The sequence below is a fragment of the Nocardiopsis protaetiae genome, from assembly GCF_045446735.1.
In the GTDB taxonomy this organism is placed as follows: domain Bacteria; phylum Actinomycetota; class Actinomycetes; order Streptosporangiales; family Streptosporangiaceae; genus Nocardiopsis; species Nocardiopsis protaetiae.
Genome location: NZ_JBJJBV010000272.1, coordinates 1 through 8962 on the forward strand (window position 1 = coordinate 1; position 8962 = coordinate 8962).

The 8962-nt window shown below is 72.7% G+C and carries 4 protein-coding genes; 3 read left to right on the forward strand and 1 reads right to left on the reverse strand.

The features are described 5' to 3' along the window. Positions 1 to 424 precede the first annotated feature (424 nt). The 3 genes from ACJOT3_RS28780 to ACJOT3_RS28790 all read left to right on the forward strand — a co-directional run bounded on the left by ACJOT3_RS28780 (position 425) and on the right by ACJOT3_RS28790 (position 6400). Positions 425 to 1048 (forward strand): DUF1990 domain-containing protein, encoded by a 624-nt coding sequence (locus tag ACJOT3_RS28780; RefSeq protein WP_406976264.1) that lies wholly within the window; start codon positions 425 to 427, stop codon positions 1046 to 1048. A gap of 519 nt (positions 1049 to 1567) precedes the next feature. Beyond that, the gene (locus tag ACJOT3_RS28785; protein ID WP_406976265.1) at positions 1568 to 4741 is read left to right on the forward strand and encodes an AfsR/SARP family transcriptional regulator; all 3174 of its coding nucleotides are present in this window, start codon (positions 1568 to 1570) and stop codon (positions 4739 to 4741) included. 471 nt (positions 4742 to 5212) lie between these two features. Then, positions 5213 to 6400 (forward strand): hypothetical protein, encoded by a 1188-nt coding sequence (locus tag ACJOT3_RS28790; protein WP_406976266.1) that lies wholly within the window; start codon positions 5213 to 5215, stop codon positions 6398 to 6400. A gap of 504 nt (positions 6401 to 6904) precedes the next feature. Here ACJOT3_RS28790 and ACJOT3_RS28795 read toward each other — a convergent pair. Continuing rightward, on the reverse strand, positions 6905 to 8962 hold a 2058-nt coding region (locus tag ACJOT3_RS28795; protein ID WP_406976267.1), incomplete at its 5' end, for a tetratricopeptide repeat protein.

The window sequence follows — 8962 nt, forward strand, 5'->3', positions numbered from 1 at the left end:
GGGAAGTTTGAAAATCGCCCGGTTTCCATTGGAATCCGTGCAGGTCATCTGCGTGCTCCCCGCGCATGCGGGGATGGTCCCAGCGGCAGCACCGCGGGTTCCAGCGACGTCTGGTGCTCCCCGCGCATGCGGGGATGGTCCCTGGTTCTCGACACCGCGCAGCTCCCCCTCCAGGTGCTCCCCGCGCATGCGGGGATGGTCCCGGGGCGCACAGCGCCGTACCGAGGGCGGCGGGGTGCTCCCCGCGCATGCGGGGATGGTCCCTGGCACACCATCAAAATGGCCTGCCTGCCGCCGGTGGGTCGCCCGGGGGCGGGCGCGGTGCGCCCGCCGGGAAGGGGGAACCCTCGCGCAGATCCGGAGCGGGGGCGAATAAGGTGAGCCGGAAAGGGGCAGCGGCCAGGTCGGTGAGTAGGTAGAGGCCATGGGCGAGCACACTGAAATGGACCAGGGCGACGCGGCCCGTGATCCGGAGTCGGACACGGCGCAGGGCGGTTTCGACTTCCGAGCGCAGTCGGCGGCCGGTCGGCAGGAGAACGAGGACACCGGCGGCGACTACAGCTACACCGAGGTGGGAGCCACACGTGCCTCCGCCCTTCCCCCCGGTTACGATCACCTGCGCCGGACAGGCCCGGCAGGGCGGGGTGGGGACGACTGCCGGGCCGCGGCCGAGGCGCTCATGCGCTGGGACGTGCACCGCGGCGCGGGCCTGACGGTGCGGGCCGACCCCGGCCCGGCCAGGGCGGGCGGCCGGGTGGTGCTGGGGTTCGGCGTGGGGTCGTTGCGTGTGTGGGCCCCGTGCCGGGTCCTCTACACGGTGGACGAGCCGCGCCGTCGCGGCTTCGCCTACGGCACCCTCGACGGCCACCCCGAACGCGGTGAGGAGCTGTTCTGCGTCGAGCACGGGGAGCGGGGCGAGGTCGTTCTCTCCATCACGGCCTTCTCCGCACCGGCCCTGTGGTGGAGCCGACTGGCGGCACCGCTCTCGCGCGCGGTGCAGCGCCGGATCACCGACCGCTACCTGCGGGTGCTGGCACCGAAGCGCTGACCGCCGACTTGTCGTCCGGCGCCATGGCTGTGCGGGGGTCGTCCACAGGGGAGGCGATTCGGTGGTGGGGGAGGGGAGAGCGGGCTAGCGTTGCCGTGGGGGGACCTTGGGCGTTGAAGGGTGGGGTGTGACGCCCCCGAATCCATTGTCAGGGGTGTCGACCGGCCACCGCAACGAGCGGTTCCGGGGGTGTGGACAACCCGCGCCGTGGCGCGGAAGCGGGCGTGGTCCGAGGCCGGATGCGGTGCTTCGGTGCAGGTGAAGGGCTTGGCGGTCGGGGTGGGCCGGCGGGGTGGCGGGGCCCGGGATCGCGGTGCACGTGCCGTGGAATGTGCAGAATAGCGTTCCGCGGGGCGTGCTGAATTTCCGTGCATTTATGTGTGCATGTTAGTCGGGCTCTCGAAAAAGCGAAAGTGCCCAACCTTCCTTTCGGTGAGAAAACCCTGTCCTGGAGCGTGTTTGATTTGCGTTCGTGCAGGTGGGTGGGTGTTGGTTTTCGGTCTCCCTGGGATGGCCGTAATGGTGATCTCGACAATCCGCAAAACGCGGTGGCATCCTGTTCCTGTGTTGGGTTATGGCAGGCTGGACATAAGACTCCTCGCCCATGGCCCGCGGCTTCTGGTCGATGGTCGGCCGATCGACGTGGGCTCCCCCCAGACGGCCCTGTCCCTTGCCGTTCTCGCCGACTCCGTAGGCCACTTCGTGTCCAGAACGGACCTGATGGACGCCCTGTGGGGTCAGCATCCGCCCCGCTCCGCCGTGGATACGCTCTACTCCCTCATGAGTCGCCTGCGCGGTGTCCTGCGCGAGTCGGGGTTCCGCGACGTCGTCGTCTCCGGCAATTCCGGCTACCTCCTGAACGTCGACCCCCGATGTGTGGACTGGCATCGGCTGCCCCACCTGCTCTCCGCCGCTCGGGAGAGCGTGAACAGGGGGCATCGGCGCGAGGCGGCCCGGTTGTACGAGGAGGCCCTGTCCCTGTGGGACGGCGACCCCCTGGTCCGGGTGGGCGGCGACTGGGCGGAGGCCCGGCGCGTCAAGATGCGCGCTCACCGACTCCGTGTGCTCACCCAGTGGGCGCAGAACGCCCTGGAACTGGGGGAGTACGACGAGATCCTCGACCGTCTCGAAGACCACCCCGTGCAGGAACGCCTCGTTCATGTGCGGATGAGAGCCCTGGAAGAGCTGAAGCGGGACGCCGAGGCCATCGACTGCTACCACGTTCTTCGAGAGCACCGACTCGAACACAGCGGCATCGAACCCAACGAGCAGACACGGCGGCTCTACGAGGAGCTGATCCGGCGAGAGGCCTCCTCGCATCGCCCCGTTCCGTCCGATTTCCTGCCGTCGGCGGTCACTCCCGGCCCCGACACGGAAGCGGCAGTGGTCGACACGCTCCCGCCCGACCTCGGCTACTTCGCCGTCCGGGAGCGGGAGTTGCGGCTCATCCTGGACGGCGTCGAACACAACGGCACCGGCACCGTCGTCCAGGTGATCCGTGGCATGGGCGGAGTCGGCAAGACCATCCTCGCCGTTCACGCAGCCCACCACCTGCGCGACTGCTTCGACGTCCGCCTTCATCTCGATCTGCGCGGTCTCGACGCCGAGCAGGCACTGTTCCGTCTTCTCACGGCGCTGGGCGTCCCCGGCGAGACCATCCCGGCTGGCCTGGATCGGCGCGTCGAGATGTGGCGGGCAGGCACGGCGGACCGGCGGGTGCTCCTGTTCCTGGACGACGCCGTGCACGGCCATGTCGCGCCTCTGGTTCCAGCCTCACCCGGCGGGGCCGTCCTGGTGACCAGCCGTGAGAGCCTGGCCCTGGAACTCGACGGCGCCCGGGATCTCTACCTTCGCCCCCTGTCAGATGATGACGGTATCCGGATGATCGCGGCATTTGCAGGCCGTTCCGTCGAGGACGAGGGCATCGCCGACCTGGCCGCCGTCCTGGGCAATCTGCCGCTCGCGCTGCGCCTGACCGCGGCCCAGCTCCGGCTCCACCCCGGGCGCGGGTGCCGGGCCCACGCCGAGCGGATCGTCCGCAACGGGCTCTCCGAGATTCGCGAATCGGACCGGAGTCTCACCGCGACCTTCGACATCTCCTACATGGACCTCTCCCCGGTGGCCCGCCGGGTCTTCCTCTGCGCGGGCCTGCACCCTGTGGCGAACCTGCGCCTGCCAGCCGTCGCGGCGGGGGCCGGCGGACTCTGGGAGACGGAGGCCGCGTTCGAGGAACTGCTCGACCGCCACCTGGTGGAGGAGACCGCCGACGAGGTCTACCGCATGCACGACCTGGTGCGCCGGTTCGCCCGGGAGCGTGCGAACGAGGCGATGACGGAGCCGGAGCGCCGCGCGATCGATCTGCGCGTGCTCGACCACTACCTGCACACGGTCGACGCCGCCGACCGGGCCGCCCTGCCCGGCCGTTTCCGCCTCGGCCTGCCGATGATCGGGCGAACCGCCGAGCAGACCTTTTCCGGGCCGAAGGCGGCCAGGGACTGGTTCGTGGGTGCGTTCGCCGATCTGGACGAAGTGCTCTCCTTCGCCCGGGAGCAGGGCTACACCGCACACACCGCATGGCTCCCGTTGGCCATGTCGGGTCTGTTGGAGGACTGTGGCCCATGGGACCGGGCAGAACGGGCTCTGGAATCGGCGGTGGAGGCCTGGGGAGAACTGGGCGTCGGCGAGGGTGTCGCCCACGCCCGCTATGAGCGGGGGCGTATCCGTCGCCGCCTGCTCGACTTCGACACGGCGCGGAGCGATGTCGACGCCGCCAGGGCCTGGTGGGAGTCCTCTGGTGACTCCCGCGGGGTCGCCTATGCCCACGACCAGGCGGGCATGCTGTACGCCACCGCACGTGAACACAGGACGGCTCTGGAGGAGCACACGGTCGCGCTCGCCACTTTCCGGCGACTCGGGGACCGGGACGGGCAGGCTCAGGCGCTCAACCGCCTCGGTCTGGCCCGGATACACCTCGGGGACTTCGAAGGGGCGATCGGGGCCTTCCTGGAAGTGGGCGCCCTCGGAGACGATCGGGTCAGGGCTCAGGCCATGCTCAACGAGGCCCGCATACGTCTCGAAACGGGCCATCACCGGGAGGCTCGCCACAACTGCGAAACGAGCCTGGCGATCTTCGAAGCACTGGGGGATCGGATTCAAGCGGCCTACGCACGGACCAACCTCGGGATGGTGTTCGAGCACCTTCACCGGTACGAGGAGGCTCTGGCGTGCTTTTCCCAGGTACGGGAGCAGTTCCGGCGTATGAGGGATCTGTCGGGTGCCTTGCGCGCGGACCGGGGGGCGGCGGCGGTGCTGGTCGGCCTCGGACGGTTCGCGGAAGCACAGAGCACAGCGGAGGACGCTTTGCGCCGGGCCGGGGAATCAGGGGCCCGGGAAATCGAACCGACCCTGCTTTACACCTTGGGGGACGTGTTCCTGGCCATGGGGCGTTCGGCGATGGCGCGGTTGCAGTACCGGAGCGCCCGTCACCAGGCGCATGTGTACGGATTGCCCGCCCCTGAGGGATTGGCCTGCGACCGGCTGGGCGACCTCGACATCCAGGAAGGGGATGTGGAGGGCGCCCGGGCCCTGTGGAGGGAAGCGCTCCGGCTGCTCGAACCTCTGGGGGCCAACGAAGTCACCATGATCAGGATCAAGCTGGACGTAGGGTCCTATGTCCATGGTTCAGGTGTCTGAACTGGCTTTCTTCGCCAAAGTCACAGATGGGTTAAAACGCCCATGACGGGAGCACGGGCTCGTTAGCCTGTCCAGCGCCATGTGGAGCCGGGGTCCGGGGACCCCGGCTCCCCGGTGTCATAGCCACCCCTCCTCCCTTCACGGGTAGAGACCGAGCGAACATGCGTTTTTGCCGTGAGAGCTCCTCGTGCAGCCGCTTCCTTGGCGCGATCCTTCTTTTCGTCGCTGATACCTCGTCCTGGATCGATACGAGTTGAGGCCTGGCTCCGAGACGACCGGCCCCCGCCAAGGAGACTGCAAGGCGGGGGCCGCTCTCGTGCAAGGGGCTGCAAGGTCGCTGCAAGCCGGTGCCACGGTTTCCGCCAGATCCCCCGCCCACAGTGGAACCGACCCGCCCACCGAGGTCGGAAGGAACCCCCCTTGGCAACCACCAGAAGATGGATCCGGGGCGACACGGGCCCCGTCGCACCCATGACGGTCCGCGCGCAGCGCGTCGTCCTCGCCGTCGTCCACAACCACCAGTCCGGCGACCGCCTCTGCGAGTTCATCGGCGACCTGGAACGGGACCCCCGGGTCCAGGTCGTCTGGACCCTCGCGCCCGGCGCGCTCCACCACGCCGGCGGCGCCGCGTTCATGCGCACGCTCGACGCCGCGGTCCTGCCCTGGGAGGAGGCCACCTCCTTCACCTACGACCTCGCCCTGGCCGCCAACCACGGCCGCCTCGACGAGGTCCGCGCGCCCGCCCTGGTCCTCCCGCACGGCGTCGGTTTCTCCCGTTCCACCGCCCGCGGGTCCGGGTACGGGCCGCCGGTGGCCCGCCCGGTCGGCGGCGCCGTGTACGGGGCGCTGGTCGGGTACGGGCGGCTGGTGCCCGCCGCCCTGGGGATCGCGCACGAGCGCCAGCGGGCCCAGATCACCGCCGTCGTGCCGGAGGCCGACGGCATCATCGAGCTCGTCGGGGACCCGGCCTTCGACCGGGCGGCGGCCGCGCTGCCCGACCGGGCGCGCCTGCGGCGGGCGGTCGGGGTGGGCGACACCGAACACCTCACGGTCGTCACCGGCTCCGCGGGCCGGGCCGGCCTGCTCGGGGTCCGGCCGGACCTGGTCGACCGGCTCTGCGCCGAGGCCCCCGACGGCCACGTCGTCGCGCTCGTCCTCCACCCCGGGGTGTGGTGGTCCCACGGCCCCCGCCAGGTCCTGGCCTGGCTCTCCGGCGCCCGCGCCCGCGGGCTGCGCGTCCTGGCCCCGGCCTCCCCGTGGTCGTCGCTGCTGGTGGCGGCCGACACCGTGATCGGCGACTCCGGCAGCGTCACCGCGTACGCGGCGGCCCTGGGGGTCCCGACGCTGCTGGCCGGGGGCGGGCTCACCGACGTCGTCCCGGGCTCCACCCCGGAGGTCCTGTACCGGGTCGCCGCCCACTACCGGGACGACGAACCCCCGCACCGGGCCCTCTCCGAGGCGGTGCGCCGCTGGACGCCCGAGCACACCGCCCGGGTGGCCGGGCACCTCACCTCCGCGCCGGGCCGGTCGGCGGGGCTGCTGCGGGCCCTGACCTACCGGATGATGGACCTGTCCGAGCCCGAACGCCCCGCCGCGTCGCCGCCGCCGGGGATCCCCTGGTTCGTCGGGGACGGGACCGCCCAGGGGAGGACGGCATGACCACCCCGAGCACCCCTGGCCCCCTGACCTGCCTGAACGACCCGAACGATCCGAACGCCCATCGGGTGTTCCGCTGCGACCTGGTCGAGGAGGACACCCGGGGCGCCCGCCCGCTGGGAAGCCGGATCCAGGTGCTGCTCTCCGCGGACCTCGAACCGCGCTGGCTGCACGCCGCGGACAGCGTCGCGGTTCCGGTGGCCCCGGCGGCCCCGGCGGTCCCGACCGGCCTTCCCGCCTTGACGGCTCCGACGGCCCCGGCGGTCCCGGTGCCCCCGTCCGTCCCCTCCGCACCGACGGCCGGGGAGCTGTTCGCCCGCCTCCCCGGCTGCCGGGCCGTGGTGGCCCTGGGCCCGTCCCCGGTCGTCCACCTGCGCGCCGGGGGAGCGCCCCTCCCCGTTCCGGACGCCGTGACGGCGGGGATCGTCGCCGCCCTCGCCGACGTACGTCCCCGCATCCGGTACGACCTGCCGGTCCCCGCCGCCGTGACCCCCGCGGCCTCCCCGGTCAGGAACCGTCCGTGTACGGCGGGGACCCCAACCGGCTCCGCAGTACTCCGGCTTCGGGGGCGGACAGTTCGGTGTGAATGGCGAGCGCTTCGGTGAGCAGCCCCCGGGCCCGGTCCAGGTCGCCCTCCGCCTCGGCGAGGCCGGCCGCCATCACCCGCGCCCGGGCCTCCTCCGCCCGGGCGCCGATGCGCGCCGCGAGCCGCAGCACCTCGGCCAGCACCTCCCGGGCCCGACCGGGGCGCCCCGCCGCCACGTGGACGGCGGCCAGCGACACCAGCGACCGGGTCCTCATGTAGGGATCGGCCTCCTCCGTGAAGAACTCCAGCGCCCGCCCCAGCTGCTCCGCCGCGACGCCGTGGTCCCCCAGATCCCTGCGGGCCTCGCCCAGGCGGCGGTGCAGCAGGGCGATGCCGCGCCGCCGCCCCAGGCCGGTGTGGATCCCCAGGGCGCGTTCGAAGTAGGGGAGGGCGTCCGCGGGGCGGTCCCCGGCCAGCTCGCACACCCCGCACGCCTCCAGCGCGGCCGCCCGCCCCAGCTCGTGGCCGGCCCGGGTCCACTCCGCCAGCGCCCGCAGGTGGATCTCCCGGGCCCGGTCGACGTCCCCCAGCGTCAGGTACAGGCCGCCGAGAGCGTTGAGCACGTTGCCCTGGGCGGCGGGGTCGCCCAGCGCCTCCGCCGAGGCCAGCCCGGCCAGGTGCGTGCGCTCCCAGGCGTCGAAGTGCTTGCGCAGCATGAACACGTTCCGCAGGCACTCGCAGAACTGCCACGCCCACCGGTGCCGGCCCGTCCCGGCGCACAGGTCCACACAGGCGCGCAGCACGTCGAGTTCGGTCTCCAGCCAGTCCAGCGCCTCCCGCCGGGAGGCGAACTCCCGGGCCGGGGGCTCCTCGAAGACCGGCGCCAGGTGCCAGCGTCCCGGGTTGAGGGTGCGGTCGGCGGCCGCCGCGGTGGCCAGCAGGTGGTGCAGCAACCGGTCCAGGGCCCGTTCGCGCTCGGCTGTCGGGTCCTCCTCCCGGGCCCGGCGCCCGGCGTGCAGGCGGACCAGGTCGTGCTGCACGAACCGGCCCTGCGGGGTCTCCTGCAGCAGGCTGGCCGTCACCAGTTCCGCCAGGAGTTCCTCGGCCCGCTCGGGGTCGCACCCCGCGAGGGCCGCGGCCGCCTCGGCGGTGGTGTCCCGGCCGGGGAGCAGCCCGAGCAGCCGGTGCAGTCGCCGGGTCCGCGGCGGCAGCAGCCGGTAGGAGGCGGTGAGCACGGCGTCCACGGAGGGCTCCTCGGTCGTGCCGGGACCGTCCAGGCGGTGTTCCCCGTCCAGGCGGGCGACCATGCGGCTCAGGGGCTGGCGGGGGCGCAGCAGGAGCCCGCTCGCGGCGGCCCGCAGCGCCAGCGGCAGCCGCCCGCACAGCCGCACCAGCTCCCGCGCGGACCGGGGGTCGGAGCGGGTGCGGTCGTCGGCGAGCATGCGGTCGACCAGGACCACCGCGTCGTCCTCGGCGAGCGGGCGCAGGTCCAGGAACTCGGCGCCGTCCACGCGCAGGGCGGGCAGGTGCAGGCGGGTGGTGACCAGCACCAGGTGCGGCCCGGGGCCGGGGGACAGGACCCGCACCTGGGCGGCGGACAGGGCGTTCTCCACCAGGACGGCGACGCGGCGGCCGTGGGTCAGGGAGCGGAAGGCGGCGGCGCGCCCGGCCAGGTCGCGCGGGATGGTGTCGGGGGTGCCGCCCAGGCCGCGCAGGAAGGCGTCCAGCGCGTCCGCCGGATCGGCCGGTCCTGCCTCGGTGAAGCCCATGAGGTCGGTGTACAGAACCCCGTCGGGGAACTCGGCGGCCGCGGCGTCCAGGAACCTCAGGGCGAGCGCCGACTTGCCCACGCCGCCGGTCCCGGACAGCACGACGGTGCGCCCGGCGGGGTCCCGGAGGGCGGCGTGCAGGCGGCGCAGCTCCGGTTCCCGGTCGGTGAAGAACCGCGGCGGCGCGGGCGGCTGCCGGGGCACGGGGGCGGGCCTGAGGTGGATGTCTCCGTGGACGGTGCCGATCTGGACGACGGCGCCGCCGCTCAC